Source organism: Achromobacter pestifer (assembly GCF_902859625.1).
Lineage (GTDB): Bacteria > Pseudomonadota > Gammaproteobacteria > Burkholderiales > Burkholderiaceae_B > Achromobacter > Achromobacter pestifer.
The window spans coordinates 557864-575438 of the sequence record NZ_CADIJX010000003.1; the positions used below are offsets into that span (position 1 = coordinate 557864).

General features: G+C 64.3%; 14 protein-coding genes. 10 read left to right on the forward strand and 4 right to left on the reverse strand.

What is annotated here, in order from left to right; all coding sequences use genetic code 11:
* Positions 1 to 3 precede the first annotated feature (3 nt).
* The 4 genes from HV753_RS14120 to HV753_RS14135 all read right to left on the reverse strand — a co-directional run bounded on the left by HV753_RS14120 (position 4) and on the right by HV753_RS14135 (position 4586).
* Positions 4 to 489: a dihydrofolate reductase gene (locus tag HV753_RS14120; protein WP_175175108.1), complete on the reverse strand. Its 486-nt coding sequence runs from the start codon at positions 487 to 489 to the stop codon at positions 4 to 6.
* A gap of 75 nt (positions 490 to 564) precedes the next feature.
* Positions 565 to 2628, reverse strand: a complete 2064-nt coding sequence (locus HV753_RS14125; protein ID WP_175175109.1) for a putative bifunctional diguanylate cyclase/phosphodiesterase — start codon at positions 2626 to 2628, stop codon at positions 565 to 567.
* Between the two features lie 425 nt (positions 2629 to 3053).
* A complete protein-coding gene (locus tag HV753_RS14130) occupies positions 3054 to 4025 on the reverse strand; it encodes a thymidylate synthase (protein WP_175175110.1) in 972 nt (323 codons plus the stop codon).
* 117 nt (positions 4026 to 4142) lie between these two features.
* Positions 4143 to 4586 carry an OsmC family protein gene (locus HV753_RS14135; RefSeq protein WP_175175111.1) on the reverse strand — a complete coding sequence of 148 codons (444 nt, stop codon included), beginning with the start codon at positions 4584 to 4586 and terminating at the stop codon, positions 4143 to 4145.
* Positions 4587 to 4709: 123 nt separating this feature from the next.
* On the opposite strand from HV753_RS14135, the gene coq7 reads away from it, so the two are divergent.
* The 10 genes from coq7 (at position 4710) to HV753_RS14185 (ending at position 17565) form a co-directional block, all read left to right on the forward strand.
* Positions 4710 to 5387 carry a 2-polyprenyl-3-methyl-6-methoxy-1,4-benzoquinone monooxygenase gene (gene coq7 / locus HV753_RS14140; protein ID WP_175175112.1) on the forward strand — a complete coding sequence of 226 codons (678 nt, stop codon included), beginning with the start codon at positions 4710 to 4712 and terminating at the stop codon, positions 5385 to 5387.
* A 780-nt stretch (positions 5388 to 6167) separates the two neighbouring features.
* Positions 6168 to 7274: an MraY family glycosyltransferase gene (locus HV753_RS14145; protein WP_175175113.1), complete on the forward strand. Its 1107-nt coding sequence runs from the start codon at positions 6168 to 6170 to the stop codon at positions 7272 to 7274.
* A gap of 98 nt (positions 7275 to 7372) precedes the next feature.
* On the forward strand, positions 7373 to 8650 hold the full coding sequence (gene tviB / locus HV753_RS14150) for a Vi polysaccharide biosynthesis UDP-N-acetylglucosamine C-6 dehydrogenase TviB (protein WP_175175114.1): 1278 nt from the start codon (positions 7373 to 7375) through the stop codon (positions 8648 to 8650).
* Positions 8651 to 8662: 12 nt separating this feature from the next.
* Positions 8663 to 9688 (forward strand): SDR family oxidoreductase, encoded by a 1026-nt coding sequence (locus HV753_RS14155; RefSeq protein WP_175175115.1) that lies wholly within the window; start codon positions 8663 to 8665, stop codon positions 9686 to 9688.
* Between the two features lies 1 nt (position 9689).
* Positions 9690 to 11039 (forward strand): murein biosynthesis integral membrane protein MurJ, encoded by a 1350-nt coding sequence (gene murJ / locus HV753_RS14160; protein WP_175175116.1) that lies wholly within the window; start codon positions 9690 to 9692, stop codon positions 11037 to 11039.
* The gene (locus tag HV753_RS14165; RefSeq protein ID WP_175175117.1) at positions 11040 to 12182 is read left to right on the forward strand and encodes a glycosyltransferase family 4 protein; all 1143 of its coding nucleotides are present in this window, start codon (positions 11040 to 11042) and stop codon (positions 12180 to 12182) included.
* A 45-nt stretch (positions 12183 to 12227) separates the two neighbouring features.
* Complete coding sequence (asnB, locus tag HV753_RS14170) at positions 12228 to 14159, forward strand: asparagine synthase (glutamine-hydrolyzing) (RefSeq protein ID WP_175175118.1); 1932 nt, start codon at positions 12228 to 12230, stop codon at positions 14157 to 14159.
* A gap of 3 nt (positions 14160 to 14162) precedes the next feature.
* Positions 14163 to 15278, forward strand: coding sequence for a glycosyltransferase family 4 protein (locus HV753_RS14175; RefSeq protein WP_175175119.1), 1116 nt, complete (start codon positions 14163 to 14165; stop codon positions 15276 to 15278).
* The gene (locus HV753_RS14180) at positions 15275 to 16432 is read left to right on the forward strand and encodes a glycosyltransferase family 4 protein (protein WP_175175120.1); all 1158 of its coding nucleotides are present in this window, start codon (positions 15275 to 15277) and stop codon (positions 16430 to 16432) included. Before HV753_RS14175 ends, HV753_RS14180 begins: the two co-directional genes overlap by 4 nt.
* On the forward strand, positions 16429 to 17565 hold the full coding sequence (locus tag HV753_RS14185; RefSeq protein ID WP_175175121.1) for a glycosyltransferase family 4 protein: 1137 nt from the start codon (positions 16429 to 16431) through the stop codon (positions 17563 to 17565). Before HV753_RS14180 ends, HV753_RS14185 begins: the two co-directional genes overlap by 4 nt.
* Positions 17566 to 17575: the final 10 nt, after the last annotated feature.

The window sequence follows — 17575 nt, forward strand, 5'->3', positions numbered from 1 at the left end:
GGATCAGGCGCGCTCGTAGGTGACGAAGTCGAAGTCGTAGCCGTTTTCGGCGGGCTGCGGTTCCCGCGCGGTTTCCTTCCATTCGAAGGCTGGCAGCAGCGGGAAGAAGGCGTCGCCGTCGACTTGAGCGTGGACTTCGGTGGCCAGCACCCGTCGCGCCAGCGGCAGTGCCTGCGCGTAGATTTGCGCGCCTCCGATCACGTAGGCCTGCGCCACATCGCCGCAGGCGGCAATGGCGGCTTCCAGGGTCGGCGTGACGATCGCGCCCGTGGCGCTGAACGCGGGGTTGCGGCTGATCACGATGTTGCTGCGGCCGGGCAGCGGGCGGCCCAGCGAATCCCAGGTCTTGCGGCCCATGATGATGGGATGGCCCAGCGTACTGCGCTTGAAATGCGCCAGATCGGCCGGCAATTTCCAGGGCAGGGTGTTGTCGCGTCCGATGACGCGGTTGTCGGAATAGGCAACGATCAGGGTAAGGCTGGCAGGCATGCGGGCGGGCAAAAGATGGGATCGGCCGGGGTTCGGCCAATCAGACGGCGTAAGCGTAGCAAATTCCGCCCTGTCTTAGCCGGCCGCGTGCTCCAGGAACTCCGTCGCGGGCATCGGGCGGCCCAGCAGGAAGCCCTGCAAGGAATCGCAACCCAGGCCAGTCAGGAATTTCTGTTGCGCCGCCGTTTCCACGCCTTCGGCGACGATGCGCAGATTCAGTTGCTGCGCCAGCGCGACGATGGCCGACACAATCGCGGCGTCTTCGTTGTCGTGTTCCAGCTGGTTCACGAACCCTCGGTCGATCTTCAGTTCCGTGGCGGGCAGGCGTTTCAGATACAGCAGGCTGGAATAGCCGGTGCCGAAGTCGTCGATCGAGATGGTCACGCCCAGGCCCGACAGGCGCTTGAGCACGGCCAGGCTGGCCTCGGCATCCCGCATGGCGGTGGATTCCGTCACTTCCAGCGTCAGGCAGGCGGGCGGGACATCGTGCTTGGCCAGAGCGGAGCGCACCGTTTCAACCAGGCTGGCGTGCGCGAATTGCAGGGCCGAAATGTTGACGGCGATGGTCCAGTGGCCTTGGCCGGCGTTGATCCATTCGCGCATCTGCCGGCAGGCTTCGTTGATCACCCATTCCCCGATGGACAGGATCAAGCCCGTCTTTTCGGCAGTGGGAATGAACTGGTCCGGGCCGACCAGACCGCGCGTCGGATGGTTCCAGCGCAGCAGCGCTTCGGCTCCCATGATGGGGCCGGCGGGCGCCTCATACTTGGGTTGGTAGTGCAGCACGAATTGATTGCGCTCCTGCGCCAGGCGCAAGTCGTGCAGCAGTTCGATCTGTTCGTGCGCGTCGGCGTTCATGGACGGCTCGAAGAAGCTGTATCCGGTGCCGCCCAGGCGCTTGGCGTGGTACATGGCGGCGTCGGCGTTGGTCAGCAGGCTGTGCGTGTCCTCGCCATCGTTGGGATAGATGGCGATGCCCACGCTGGACGTGACCAGCACTTCGTGCCCGTAGACCATGACGGGACGGGCAATGGCTTCGATCAACCGGTCTGCCACATTGGCGGCGTCGGTCGGTTCGATCACTTCGCTCAGCACGATGAATTCGTCGCCGCCCAGGCGCGCGACGGTATCCTGCGTGCGCAGCGTCTGACGGATGCGCTGGGCCAGGTCGATCAGCAGGGCATCGCCGGTGTGGTGGCCGTAGGCGTCATTGACCGCCTTGAAGCCGTCCAGGTCGAAGAACAGTACGGCGAAATAACCCTTGCGGCGGCTGGCGCTTTCGATGGCCTGTTCCATCCGGTCTTCAAGCAGGATGCGGTTCGGCAGTTTGGTCAGGGTGTCGTGCAGCGCGAGCTGCACCAATTCTTCGTTGGCTTCGGCCAAGGACGACGCCAGCGCGGACGTGCGGGCTTCCAATCGGTTGTCCAGCACGGCGACCACCAGGGCGATGGCCAGGACGCTCAGCGTCACGGCGGTCACGGCAATGGCCAGCCAACCGGCCGAGATGCCGCCGTCGGCGGCCATGCAGATGCTGCCGGCTGGGAAGCCCGCAGCCTCCATGCCCGAATAGTGCATGCCGACGATGGCGATGCCCATGACGACCGATGCGAGCGGCCGGGAGAAGGCCACGCGGGGCCCATCATGGCGCAAGTGATAGGTGATCCATAGCGCCGCGCCAGAGGCGACCACGGCGATCACGATGGACAGCGCGAACCATTTTGTGTCGTAGACGATGCCAGGCGCCATGCGCATCGCGGCCATGCCCAGGTAGTGCATCGTGGCGATGCCCACGCCCATGAGCAAGGCGCCGGCGATCAGCCTGCGCTTGGGGAGCTCGTCTTTACATACGATCCACAGGGCAAAGGCCGAGCAGCCGATGGCGATGGCCAGCGACAGCACCGTCAGCGGCAGGTCGTAGCCCATGGGGATGGGCAGGCTGAAGGCCAGCATGCCGACAAAGTGCATGGACCAGATGCCGATGCCCATGGCGAACGCGCCACCCGCCAGCCAGTAGCGCGCGGCCGGCAGCCCGTTCGAGGCCCGTACGCGATTGGCCATGCCCAACGCCGTGTATGACGCCAGGATGGCGACCCCTAGAGATACGAGGACGAGCGAAGGGTTATAAGTTCCAACGAGCATTTGTGGGTCCTGTCCTGAGCGCTTACTACGGTCGCGCCGGCCTCAAATCAAATCAATTAGTAGTCAACAGTTGCAATTGAGTCGCAAGGAAATTCCTGCTGTCGACGCTGGCGATTTACGTACTCTCTTGTCGGGAAGGGGGATGGGGCGGGCAATGCCTGCGGTCGGCGCTGCCGGGCGGGCTGCGCGGTCTCGCGGCAAGCGACAGGCGCGGCGCGGCATGGGCCGGTCGGAAGCCGCGGCGCGCAACGCATTCTGGACAAGCGTCCGAGGCTAAGGGATGGGTTATACCGAAAACGCGCTTCCAGAAGCTCACCAATCTTCACTTATGGCCGACAGGCGCGGCAGATCCACCACCGGGCGGGGCCGGCGGCGGCCGCTTGCCCGCGTCCCAGGCGGCCGGTGCCGGCTCGCCGGGCGCGATCTTACACGGCCATGGGGGCCGTGAGCGGGGCGTGGTGCGTGTAGCCGGTCAGTGAGAAGTCGCCGGGCTCAACCTTTTCGAGCCATTCCGGTTCGTAGCGGCCTGTCACGGCGAAATCGGGGATGCGGTCGGACAGCACCAGCTTGGGCGATTCGTAGGGCTCGCGGGTCAGTTGCTCGCGCAGCATCGGCAGATGGTTTTCGTAGATGTGCGCGTCGCCGATGAAATACGTGAACCAGCGCGGGGTGTAGCCGGTCAGGCGTCCCACCAGATGCAGCAGCGCGGCGCCTTCCGTCAGGTTGAAGGGCGTGCCCAGGCCGACATCGTTGGAACGGATGTACAGGCAAAGCGAGATTTCGCGGGTGGTCGCGTTGGGCAGGAATTGGTAGAGCAGATGGCAGGGCGGCAAGGCCATTTCTTCGATCTGGGCCCAGTTCCAGCCGTGGAACAGGATGCGGCGGTCGCCCGGACGCTCGTGGATGGTGTCCAGGCATTGGCGCAATTGGTCCACTGCCTTGTACAGCAGCACCTTCGGCACGCCGCCTTCCTCAAGCTCGGACACCTTGGCGTAGCCGCGAGACAGGGCGTCTTCGATTTGCGCCGGGCGGCTGGCATCCAGCAGCTTGTAGGCCGGCCACTGGCGCCATTGCACGCCATAGACCGGGCCCAGGTCATCGGGGCCTTCGCGGTACGGGTTGGCCAGCCACTGGCTGTTTTCGTTGGCGTTTTGATCCCAGACCTTGCAGCCCAGTTCGCGGAATTCCGCGGCATTGCGCGACGCGCGCATGAAACCCACCATTTCGCCGATGGCGGACTTGAACGCCAGTTTCTTGGTGGTGACGGCGGGAAAGCCCTTTTGCAGGTCGAATCGCAACGACGCGCCCGGCATGCTGATGGTGCGTATGCCCGTCCGGTTGTCCTGCCACGCGCCGGTGTCCAGGATGGATTGAACGAGGTCCAGGTATTGTTTCATGGCGGTCCTTGTGTTCGCCCGCCCCGCGGGTGACGCAAATTGGCCGCCGCGTGCGACGCGGCGGCGCTTATCAAGATAGGGAAGAGAATAGGGCGAATTACACCACGCGGCCGCGGCTTACGCGGTGGCGGGCGCTTCCTGCGTGTCGACGATTTCGACCGAGAACGTCAGCGCGGCGGTCTTCTCCAGCATGGCCGAGGCCGAGCAGTATTTTTCGTGCGACAGCTGTACGGCGCGTTCGACCGCGGCTTGCGGCAGGTTGCGGCCGGTGACCGTGAAGGCGAAATGGATGCGGGTAAAGACCTTGGGGTCGGCGTCTGCGCGATCGGCCTGGAGCTTGACGCTGCAACCCGAGACCGCATGGCGGCCGCGCTTGAGGATCAGCACGACGTCGTAGGCGGTGCAGCCGCCGGTGCCGGCCAGCAGCATTTCCATCGGGCGGGGCGCCAGGTTGTGTCCGCCGCCATCCACCGCGCCATCCATCACGGCCACGTGGCCGCTGCCGGTGCTGGCGGTAAAGAGCATGCCATTGGGGCCGCCCCAGTCGATCGTGCATTCCATTTTGTGTGTCCTTGAGCTTTGAGCGCAGTCAATGATTGATGATACCTGTTGCGTACAATTCCAGGCACGAGAGTCCCACCCCGCATCAGGGGTGTGTGCCCCAGTTTTGCCTAGGAGTTGTCCATGTCCACCGCCCTGTCCCAGCCCGGCCCCGTTTCTTTCCTGCGTCGGGTCAGCCCCCTCGATGCCTTGCTGGCCGAAGCGGATCGCGCGTTGCGGGTGCTGTCCAACAACGCCACCGCCGGCCGGCCGTACCCAGCCAAGACCGAGGAAGCGCCAGATGCGATGAGCGCGCAGGAAAAACGCCATTCGGCGGGCTTGATGCGCGTGAATCATGTGGGAGAGGTCTGCGCGCAGGCGCTGTATCGTGGGCAGGCATCGGTCTGCCGAGAACCCGCGCCGCGGGCGCTGCTGCTGAATGCCGCTTCCGAGGAAGTCGATCATCTGGTCTGGTGCAACGAGAGGCTGACGGAGCTGGGTAGCCGGCCCAGCCTGCTTAACCCGGTCTGGTATGCCGGATCGTTTGCGTTGGGCGTGCTGGCAAGTTATGCGGGCGTGCCGCGCAATCTGGGTTTCATGGCAGAGACCGAACGGCAGGTCGAGGCGCATCTGGAAGAACATTTACGCACCTTGCCGGTGCAGGACGAGCGTTCGCGCGAGATCGTGCGGAAGATGAAGGACGACGAGGCAGAGCATCGCGCCAGCGCCGAACGGGCGGGTGGCGTGCCATTGCCGGGCCCTGTGAAGGCGGCGATGCGGGCGATGTCCAAGGTGATGACGACAACCGCGTATTGGATCTGAAGCCTGGCTGTGGCCAAAATGTTGCAGTGCGCAAATTTCGCCGCATGCTGGTGCAAGACGCACCGTTCTGGTGCAAATAACAGGGTGGGATTACCCGGCATTGTCTAGGGTTAGCCCCCGGCGGGTTTACCCGTTCGGCAAAAACCCTTTTTTTTGTAAGGTCACGCATTGCTGCGGGTTTCCAGAGGGTGGCGCAGGAATTTGCTGCAAAAACGCAACGCGAAAACAGGTCTTCCAAAGAGGTTAAAAAAATTCTTGCATCGCACAAAAAACCTCGGTACTATTCAGTCATCGGATGTTGAAACGCAGTCGGCGCGGTGCCAAACCCCGAATGCGTAGTGAGCAGAAAGCCAGCTCCCAACATGCCACGGTTGTCTCCTCCACCCTCCTCCTTTGGTGGATTTAGCCCGAGATCTTACGATCTCGGGCTTTTTTTTATCTCCCGTCAATACGTCCCTATTTTTTGAGGAAGCTTGTCTGGCCAGGCTGGCGGGCGGCATATCCTCCCTATGGAGGCATCCGCGTTTTCCCTTGGATATTTCGCGTGTTGCCGGGCGGAAAGCTCTACAATCAGCGCATGAAATCTGTATTTCCGCGCCTTCGCGGTGTTGTGACGCCAGCCCCCTTCAACCGACGGTCAGTGGGTGGGCGAACGGTTCGATCCCGGGTGTTACGTTTCGTGCCCGTGAATTGCACTTCCTTATCCCTCCCATATATGGGCGTTACACCTGCCTCCGATAATGGCGGGCCTGTCTCGATAGACCAACCAGAGGTGATTCTGTGACCTGGCTGTATATCTGCGTGGTCGCGTTCATGGTGGGCGGACTCATCGTGTGGTCGGAGCGCTGGCATGGGCGCTTTACCGGCGACAGCGACCTTAATAAGCCACAAGCAAACCATTCCCGCGCGACGCCCCGCGTTGGCGGGCTGGCCGTGCTTGCGGGCACGCTGTTGGGCCTGCTGGTCTTGGGCCCCGCCAATATGACGCTGACCTGGCTGTGGCCCGCGCTGTTCGTCGCCGCCTTGCCGGTGTTCGTGGCCGGCCTGCTGGAAGACATTACGAAAGACATCGGCGCCAGCAAGCGTTTGCTGGCGGCGTTTCTGTCGGCGGCGATTGCCTGGTGGTTGCTGGGCGGCGTCAGCCGTGTCGGCATGGCGCCAGTGGATTACGTGCTGTCGTTCTGGCCGGTATCCCTGTTGTTCACCATGTTCGCGGTGGGTGGCTGTACGCATGCGCTGAACATCGTGGACGGCATGAACGGCCTGGCCGGCATGGTGGCCACGCTGATGGCAGTGTCGATCAGCCTGGTGGCGATGCAAGTGGGCGATGTGCCGATCTTCCTGATTTCCGCCGCGTTGGCATCCGCGACGCTGGGTTTCCTGGTCTGGAACTTCCCGTTCGGCCGCGTCTTCCTGGGCGATGGCGGCGCGTATTTCCTGGGCTTCATGCTGGCTGAGCTGGCGGTGTTGCTGGTGGTGCGCAATCCGTCGGTGTCGCCGTTCTACGCGCTGGCCGTGTTGTTCTACCCCGTATTTGAAACCGGATTCTCGATCTGGCGCCGGCGCTTCAAGCGTGGCGTGCCTGTCGATCAACCGGATGCCCTGCACTTGCACCAGCTGGTATTCCGCCGCCTGGTCCGGGTCACGTTCAGCCGAGGCCGGCGCCATGCCGTGCCGGCGCTGTGCAACGCGATGGCCTCGCCCTACATGTGGGTGCTGGCGTTGATCGGCTTGGTGCCGGCCACGATCTGGTGGGACAACGCTTGGGCCCTCAGCGCCAGCCTCGTGGTGTTCGCCAGCGTCTATATCTGGCTGTATGCGCGCCTGGTGTCCTGGCGCCGTCCGGGCTGGCTGCTGCTGCCGTCTGTTTTGAAGACCTCGGATTAGTGTTGAGTGCCCCGGCGATTGCCGCCGGGGGCTCGGTTATTCATCGATCACCCGACCATATTTAAATGCCGTAATCGTTCTACGGTGAAGGGAGAGTTATGTTGCGAATTCAGGATGTGAAACTTGCTGTCGTCGGCCTGGGCTACGTCGGTCTGCCCCTGGCGGTGGAGTTCGGCAAGAAGCGCTCGGTCATCGGGTTCGATATCAATACGCGCCGCATCGACGCCTTGAAGGCTGGTCACGATCACACGCTGGAAGTCAACGACGACGAGCTGGCTGAAGCCGCTCAGTTGACCTACACCGCTGACCGCGCCGAACTGGGCCAGGCCAACGTGTTCATCGTGACCGTGCCGACGCCCATCGACGAATACAAGCAACCGGACCTGACTCCGCTGGTCAAGGCCAGCGAGACGATCGGCGCGGTGCTCAAGCGCGGCGACATCGTCATCTATGAATCCACCGTATATCCGGGCGCCACGGAAGAAGACTGCGTGCCGGTGCTGGAGCGTGTGTCGGGCCTGAAGTTCAACGAGGACTTCTACGCCGGCTACAGCCCCGAGCGCATCAACCCGGGCGACAAGGATCACCGCGTCAGCACGATCAAGAAGGTCACGTCGGGTTCCACGCCGGAAGTCGCCGAACTGGTCGATCAGCTGTACAAGCAGATCATCACCGCCGGCACCCACAAGGCATCCAGCATCCGCGTGGCCGAAGCCGCCAAGGTGATCGAGAACACGCAGCGTGACGTCAACATCGCGCTGATCAACGAACTGGCCCTGATCTTCAACAAGATGGGCATCGACACCGAAGCCGTGCTGCAAGCCGCCGGCACCAAGTGGAACTTCCTGCCGTTCCGTCCGGGCCTGGTCGGCGGCCATTGCATCGGCGTGGACCCCTACTACCTGACGCACAAGGCGCAATCGATCGGCTATCACCCCGAGATCATCCTGGCGGGCCGTCGCCTGAACGATTCGATGGGCGGCTACGTGGTGTCGCAACTGGTCAAGGCGATGACCAAGCAGCGCATTCACGTGCAGGGCGCGCGCGTGCTGGTCATGGGTTTGGCCTTCAAGGAAAACTGCCCCGACCTGCGCAACACCCGCATTGTGGACATCGTGCGCGAATTGGGCGACTACAACGTCGAAGTGGACGTCTATGACCCGTGGGTTGACACCGAGGAAGCCGTGCATGAATACGGGCTGACGCCGGTCGCCAAGCTGGAAGAGGGCAAGTACGACGCCGTGATCCTGGCGGTTGCGCACAACCAGTTCAAGGCTCTGGGCGCGGAAGGCATCCGCAAACTGGGCAAGGCACAACACATTCTGTATGACTTGAAGTATGTGTTGTCGGCCGACGAATCTGATCTGCGCCTGTAAGGACTTCTCTCTATGACAACACGCTTTGAAACCATCAAGCAGGAACTCTCGGCCGCGCCGCGCAAATGGCTTGTGACCGGCTGCGCCGGCTTCATCGGCTCGAACCTGCTGGAAACGCTGTTGAAGCTGAACCAGACCGTAACCGGTCTGGACAACTTCGCGACGGGCCACCAACGCAACCTGGATGAGGTCCGTGAATCGGTCTCGGCCGAGCAATGGGCGCGTTTCTCGTTTGTGGAAGGCGATATCCGCGACCTGGATGCTTGCCGCCGTGCGGCCCAGGGCGTGGACTTCGTGCTGCATCAGGCCGCGCTGGGTTCCGTGCCGCGTTCGCTGAAAGACCCGATCACCACCAACGAGGTGAACATCGGCGGCTTCCTGAACATGCTGGTCGCCGCGCGCGACGCTGAAGTGAAGTCGTTCGTCTACGCGGCGTCCAGCTCGACCTATGGCGATCATCCGGCACTGCCCAAGGTGGAAGAGAACATCGGCAAGCCGTTGTCGCCTTACGCCGTGACCAAGTACGTGAACGAACTGTATGCGGACGTCTTCGCGCGTTCCTACGGCTTCGAGACCGTGGGCCTGCGCTACTTCAACGTGTTCGGCAAGCGCCAGGACCCGGACGGCGCCTACGCCGCCGTGATTCCGAAGTGGACCGCTGCGATGATCAAGGGCGACGACGTCACGATCAACGGCGACGGCGAGACCAGCCGCGATTTCTGCTTTGTGGAAAATGCGGTGCAAGCCAACCTGCTGGCCGCGATGGCCCCGCCGGAAGCCCGTAATCAGGTCTACAACGTGGCCGTCAGCGGACGCAGCACGTTGAACGATCTGTTCGGTTTCCTGGTGAAGGCCCTGGATAACCAGAACGTGAACTACGGCAAGAAGCCGGTGTATGCCGACTTCCGCGCCGGCGACGTGCGCCACTCGCAGGCCGACGTCAGCAAGGCGGGTCGTCTGCTGGGCTACGCGCCTTCGCATACGGTGCTGCAAGGCCTGGAAGTGGCCATGCCCTGGTACACGCAATTCCTGCGTTGATTTGAAAGCACTCATCCGCAAACTCGGCAACATCCACCCGGACCATCAGCGCATCTTCAAAGGCGCTTTCCGGGTGGCGGTGTTCCTGCTGCTGGGCAAGGCCGCCGGCGCCATCAAAGAGATGGCGGTGGCTTACCGGTACGGCGTCAGCGACGCCGTGGATGCCTACCAATTCACGATGACCATGGCCACCTGGCTGCCGGTCACGATCGTGGGCGTCTTGTCAGTGGTGCTGATCCCGGTGCTGGTGCGGCTACGCCGCGCGGATGACGCCGAACGCGACCAATTCATCAGTGAGCTCCAGGGCTGGGTAGCCGCCGCCGGTATTGCGTTGGCCATTGCGACCTGGTTCGCGTGGCCCTACGTGCTGGACACATTGGGCAAGGGCTTGCCCGACCGGGTGCGCGGCATGACGGGCGACCTGCTGGTTGCCTTCGCACCGGTATCCGCCTTGTTGTTGGTGGCCGGCATCAGCGCCGCCCGCTTGCGTTCGCACGAACGCCACGTCAATACCTTGCTGGATAGCGTGCCCGCCGTGGCGACGCTGGCCTGGGTCATGCTGGCGGTCAGCGCCGATGGCGTGGGCCCGCTGTTGTGGGGCACGTTGGTGGGCTATGCCATCCAGACGGTGTGGCTGGCCTGGCTGGCGGCGCGCGCGGATGGAGGCTTCTGGGGCGCTCCACGCCTGAGGTTCCGATCGCCGCATTGGCCTGAGCTGATGGCCGCCGCCGGCGTGATGCTGATCGGCCAGGTGGCCATGAGCTTCGTCGGCCCGCTGGATCAATACGCTGCCGCCAATCTGGGCGCCAACGCGAACGCGACGCTGGGTTACGCCAGCCGCTTGCTGTCTTTGTTGCTGGGCATCGGAGCGGTGTCGGTGGGCCGCGCCGCACTGCCGGTGTTGGCCGACGTGCAGGCCCGGGGCGATACCGGGCGGGCACGCAGCATGGCGCTGAAATGGTCCGTGCTGATGGTGGTGGCGGGCGCGGCGGCGGTCGTGGTCGGCTGGGTGCTGGCGCCGTGGGGCGTGTCGGTGCTGTTCCAGCGTGGCGCGTTCACCGCGGAAAACACCGAGGCGGTTGCGCATGTGCTGCGTTGGGGCCTTTTACAGCTGCCTTTCTATTTTGGCGTGCTGATCCTGGTGCAACTGCTGGCCAGCCAGAATCGCTACCGCATCATGGCCGCCATCGCGGTGGCCAACTTTGCACTGAAGGCGGTGTTGAACACCGTGTTGGCGCCCAAGATGGGCGCGGCTGGCATCATGCTGGCAACCAGCCTCATGTATGTGCTGTCCTTCGCTTGCTACCTGGTGGTGGCCATGCGCAAGGCCGAACCCAAAGAGGCCGATTGAATGTCGCAAGCTGAATCCGGCCGTGCATTGCGCGTCCTGCTGTTCATCCATTCGCTGCATGGCGGCGGGGCAGAGCGCGTCGCCGCGGACCTGAGTGCCCACTGGGCCGAGATGGGGCGTGACGTGATGGTGGTGACGCAGGCCAGTGCCGACGGCGATGTCTACGCCTTGCATCCCAAAGTGCGCCGTGAAGTCCTGCATACGGCGGGCGAGGGCGGCGGCCTGCGTGGCATCTGGAGCAATGTGCAGCGCGTGCGCGCGTTGCGACGAGTGATCAAGGCGTTTCGGCCGGACATCGTGCTGGGCATGATGACCACGGCCTCCGTGCTTTCCGTGCTGGCAAGCGCGGGCCTGGGTTGCCGCGTGATCGCGACCGAACACACGCATCCACCGTCGCAGACGCTGTCAGGTCTGTGGTTGCGCTTGCGCCGTCTGACGTATCCGCGCGCCGCGCGCGTCGTTGCGTTGACTCGCGGCACGGCGGACTGGCTCGAACAATATGTGCCCGGCTCCCGGCTGGCGGTCATCCCCAACCCCGTGCACTGGCCGTTGCCGCGCGCCGAACCGATTCTGACGCCGGTGTCCGGCGATGGGCGCAAGCGCCTGCTGGCGGTTGGCCGGCTTCATGCGGACAAGGGCTTCGACCTGCTTATCCAGGCGTTCGTGCTGCTGGCGCCGTCGCATCCGGATTGGGATCTGGTTATTCTCGGAGAAGGCGATGAACGCGGGGCGCTGACGGCGCAAGTCGCCGAGGCCGGGATGGCGACGCGCATTTCGATGCCGGGCCGCGCCGGCAATGTCGGTGATTGGTACGACAGCGCTGATCTATATGTACTGACGTCGCGCTTTGAAGGCCTGTCCAACACCTTGCTGGAATCGATGGCCAGCGGCCTTGCCGCCGTGTCTTTCGATTGCGACACCGGCCCGCGTGAGATCGTGCGCGAAGGTATCGACGGTGTGTTGGTCCGGCCCAATGGCGATGTGTCCGCGCTGAGCAAGGCGCTGGCGGACGTCATGGGCAATGACGTCGCGCGTCAGCGAATGGCGCAAGCGGCGACTGACGTGCGCGACCGCTTTTCGGCCACGCGCGTGCTGCAACAATGGCAAGAACTTTTTGATGGCGTGCGCGGACAGGGCCGTTAGGCCCGCGCGGCATGCTGTTGCTACGGTGACCACGAGAACTTCATCATGTGTGGAATAGTCGGAATTTGGGGCCCCATCGGGAACAAGGAGCGCGTGCTGGCTGAAAGCTGCCGCCGCATCCGCCATCGCGGGCCGGACAGCAACGGGTTCTGGGAAGATACCGAGGCCGAGCTGGCCCTGGCGCACGTGCGCCTGGCAATCCTGGACCTGACCGAAGCCGGCCACCAGCCCATGACGTCCGCCTGCGGGCGGTATGTGATGGTGTTCAACGGCGAGATCTACAACCACCTGGACATCCGCAAGCAGCTGGAGCAATCCGCGCTGGCACCGTCCTGGCGTGGGCACTCCGACACGGAAACCTTGCTGGCCGGCTTCACCGCGCTGGGCATCGAGGCGACCTTGCAAGCCGCTGTCGGCATGTTCGCGATTGCGTTGTGGGATCGCGCGTCGCGCAAGCTGATGCTGGCGCGCGACCGCATGGGCGAAAAGCCGCTGTACTACGGTTACTCGGGTGCCGAACTGGTGTTCGCCTCCGAGTTGAAGGGGCTGATGCCCATTCCCGGATTCGGCCGCGACCTGAACCGCAACGCGCTGGCGTCGTACATGCGGCACAACTACATTCCGGCGCCGCAATCCATTTATGAAGGCATCGCCAAGCTGCCGCCGGGCACCTGGGTGGAATTCACCGCCGACGATACCCGCAGCCGCCGCATGCCCGAGCCTCGGGTGTACTGGTCGGCGCGCGACGCCGCCGACACCGCCGCCAAATCGCTGCTGACATTCGACACCGACGTACAGGCCACCGAAGCGCTGGAAGGCGTGCTGTCCAAAGCCGTTGGCGGCCAGATGTTGGCGGATGTGAGTCTGGGCGCCTTCCTGTCGGGCGGCATCGACTCGTCCACCATCGTGGCCTTGATGCAGGCGCAGAGCACCAAGCCGGTGCGCACCTTTGCGATCGGGTTTCACGAGAAGGGCTATGACGAGGCGCAGCACGCCAAGGCCGTCGCCACGCATCTGGGCACCGATCACACGGAGCTCTATGTGACTGCGGCGGACGCCCTGGCGGTGGTGCCGTCTCTGGCGGATATGTACGACGAACCGTTCGCGGATTCGTCGCAGATCCCAACCTCGCTTGTCACGAAAATGGCGCGTCAGCACGTTACCGTTGCCTTGTCGGGCGATGGCGGTGACGAGCTCTTCGGCGGCTATTCGCGTTATTTCCGCGTGAACAACTGGTGGCAGCAATGCGAACGCTTCCCTGCGCTGTTGCGCAAGCCGGCGGGTGCGCTGCTTAGCGCATCCACCCATCTGCCTGGCCGCGGTGCCTGGCGGGGCAAGGTCGGAAAGCTGGGTGAGCTGCTGCGCGCCGATACGCGCGGCGAGTTCTACCGCCACTTCGTGTCGTACTGGGCCGATCCGTCCGCGGTGGTCAAGGGCGGCGTGGAACCGGTATCGGAGTTTGCGCGGGCCATGCAAGGCTCCACTTTTGAATCCATGATGAAGCTGGACACGGTGACCTACCTGCCCGACGACATCCTGGTCAAGGTGGACCGCGCTGCGATGGCGGTCAGCCTGGAAACGCGGGTGCCGCTGATAGATCACCGCGTGTATGAATTCGCCTGGAGCCTGCCGCACCAATACAAGGTGCGCGGCAATACGGGCAAGTGGTTGCTGCGCCAGGTGCTGCACCGCCACGTGCCGCAGGCGCTGGTGGACCGCCCCAAGCGCGGCTTCGCCGTGCCGCTGGCCGCCTGGCTGCGCGGCCCGTTGCGTGAATGGGCGGATGCGCTGCTGGACCCCACGCGATTGCGCCAGGAGGGCTGGTTTGAACCCGAACCCATCCTGCGCAAGTGGCGTGAGCACACGTCGGGTCATCGCAATTGGGACAGCCATCTGTGGGGCGTTCTGATGATGCAGGCCTGGCTGGACCGTTATCGCTCAGGACAGGATCAAGGGGGATCTATTGGGAGTCTTTGACGAATGAGAATATTGATGCTGGTCAGTTCCATGCATGCGGGCGGCGCCGAACGGGTCGCGGCCACGCTGGTGAACGCATGGGCCGAACGCGGGGATTCCGTCACCTTGACTCCCACCTACTCGTCCAAAGGCACCTGCTTTTATCCCTTGTCGGATAAGGTGGATCTTGCCTGGCTGGCGGACTTGGCGGGTACGCGCGTATCGGGTCCGATGGCCGCGTTCAAGCGCCTGATGGCGTTGCGCAAGCACATCCGCGACACCAAGCCCGACGTGGTGGTGTCCTTTCTGACCAACGTCAATGTGGCCGCCATTCTCGCCACGCGAGGCCTGGGCGTGCCGCTTATCGTCTGCGAACGCACCAATCCGGTGGCCGAGACGACCACGGGAACGGTGTGGCGCCGTCTGCGGCGTCTGCTGTATCCGCGCGCCGACATGGTGACGGTGCAGGCGGAAGACACCGCTGGCCCGTTCTCTCGTCAGGTGCCTGGCATCAAGCGTCTGGCCGTCATTCCCAATCCCTTGCCCGCCCCGTTGCTGGACGCGCCGCGCGTGCCGCAGCGCGACGAGGACGGCCCGCGCGAATTGCTGGCAATGGGCCGGCTGGTGACCGATAAACAGTTCGATCTGCTGATCGACGTGTTTGCGCAATTGGCGCCGTTGCATCCCGATTGGAACTTGCGCATTTGGGGCGAAGGTCCCGAGCGCGCCGCGCTGGAGGCGCAGGTTGCCCGGCTGGGTCTGCAATCGCGAGTCAGCCTGCCTGGCCGCACGGAAGCGCCGTGGGACGAGTTGGCACGCGGTCAGGCCTTTGTGCTGAGCTCGCTGGTCGAAGGTTTTCCCAATGTCCTGTTGGAAGCCATGTCGCTGGGATTGCCCTGCGTGGCGTTTGATTGCCCCAGCGGTCCGCGCGAGATGACGCGCGATGGCCAGGACGCCCTGTTGGTGCCCGCGGGCAATCGTGACGCCCTGCGGGACGCCTTGCAGCGTGTGATGAGCGACGTGGCCCTGCGCCGGCAGTTGGGTCTGCGCGGCGCAACGGCGGTGCGCCACCGCTATGCGCTGGCCAGCGTGTTGTCGGAGTGGGACGAATTGTTTGAAGCGGTGCGGGAGGGGCGATGAGCACTCCGGCGCTGCGCATCCTGCATGTCATTACCGGCCTGGGGCAGGGCGGCGCGGAATCCGTGCTGCTGCGCCTGGCCACTTATCCGGAACCGGGCGTGGAACACATCGTTGTGTCGCTGACCGACGAAGGTATCTATGGGGAACGGCTGCGGGCCGCAGGCGTAACGGTGCAGGCGCTGGGCATGAAGCGCGGGCGCGTCAGCCTGGGCGGGTTCCTGGCCTTGCGCCGGTTGATCGCCGACGCGCGTCCCGATGCCGTGCAGACCTGGATGTATCACGCCGACCTGATCGGCGGGCTGGCTGCCCGGTTGGCGGGCGTGCGCGCCATCGCCTGGGGCATCCGCAATTCCGGTGCGCATCTGGAACGCAGCAGCCGTTCGGCGCGTCTGGTGCTGCGCGCTTGCGCGTTGCTGTCGGGCGTGGTTCCCCGTGCGATCGTATGCGCCGCGCAGAACGCCGCTGAACGCCATGCGGAAAAAGGCTACCGGCGCGATCGCATGGTGGTGATCTCGAACGGCTACGACTTGTCGCGCTATGCGCCCGACGCTCAAGCCCGCGCGCGCGTTCGCGCGCAATGGGGCTTGTCCGAAGACGCGCCTGTGATCGGGTGCGTGGCCCGCTGGGATCCGCTCAAGGACCACGCCAACCTGATGCGCGCCGTGGCCGCACTGGTGCGCGATGGCCGGGATGGCGGGCTGCGCTGCGTATTGGTGGGGCGCGGCATGACGCCGGACAATGCCGAGCTGGCAGCCTTGATCGACAAGCTGAATCTGCGCGACCGCCTGATCCTGGCGGGGCCTAGCGACGACGTGCCTGCGGTGATGAACGGGTTGGACTTGCATGTGCTGTCCAGTTGCGCGGAGGGCTTTCCCAATGTGGTCGCTGAAGCGATGGCTTGCGGCGTCTATTGCGTGGTGACGGACGTGGGCGACGCGGCCTATATCGTCGGGGATACGGGCATCGTGGTGCCGCCAGAACAAGCCGAGGCGCTGGCGCGAGGCATCGAGACCGCGTTGTGCGACGTGGCCGCGCGTGGCAGCGGCCGTGCGGGCGAAGCCGGACGTGCCCGCGTGCTGGAGCATTTTGACCTTGCCCGGATGGTGCAACGCTACCTCGCCGTCTGGCGCCGCATTTCGGGAGTCCAGGCATGAGCGCCGGCCGCCGTTTGATGTTTGTCGTCAATAACCCGGCATTCTTCATGTCGCACCGCGTGCCGGTGGCGCAAGCTGCCCAACAGGCGGGCTACGACGTGCATGTGGCCACGATGGACGGGCCCGCCGTGGCCGACATCCAGGCCTTGGGCATGACGCATCACGCGATTCCCATGACGCGCAGCGGCAAGCATCCCTTGCAGGAACTGGGTACGTTGTTGGCCCTGCTGCGCCTGTTCCGCCGCGTGCGTCCGGACGTGGTGCATCTGGTCACCATCAAGCCTGTGCTTTACGGCGGCATCGCCGCCCGCCTTGCCCGGGTGCCAGGCGTCGTCGCTGCGATATCGGGGCTGGGCTTCGTATTTCTGTCCAATTCGCTGAAGATGCGGCTGGTGCGTTCGGTTGTGGCCCGGCTGTACCGGATTGCGCTGGGGCATCCCAACAGCCGCGTGATCTTTCAGAACGCCAATGACCGCGACATGCTCAAATCGCTGGGTGCGGTGCGTGACGAGCAGGTCGTCATGATCCGCGGCTCGGGCGTGGACCTGACCTCCTATCGCGCGCTGCCCGAACCGTCGTCGCCACCCGTCGTGGTCACCATGGTGGCGCGGCTGCTGCGCGACAAAGGCGTGCAGGAATTCGTGCAGGCCGCGCAAATGCTGCGCCAGCGCGACGTGCCGGTGACGATGCAATTAGTGGGCGGCGTGGATGCGGGTAATCCGGCGTCGGCCACACAGGATGAGGTTGATGCCTGGAAGCGCGATGGCGCCGTGCAGGTGCTGGGCGAGCGTTCCGATATCGCCGATCTGTACGCGGCCAGCCACATCGCCGTGTTGCCCTCGTACCGCGAAGGCCTGCCCAAATCGCTGATCGAGGCAGCGGCATGCGGGAGGGCCGTGGTGACGACCGATGTGCCGGGCTGCCGTGACGCGATCGAACCCAATGAAACAGGCCTGCTGGTGCCCGTGCGCGATGCCCAGGCGTTGGCTGATGCCATCGCTCGCCTGGTGGACGACACGGCGTTGCGGCTATCCATGGGCAACGCTGGCCGGGTGCTGGCCGAGCGCGAATTCGATATTGCCCGCGTCGCCCGCATTCATGTGGCGCTGTACGACGCACTGAGCGCTGCCTAGCGCCCAGTGT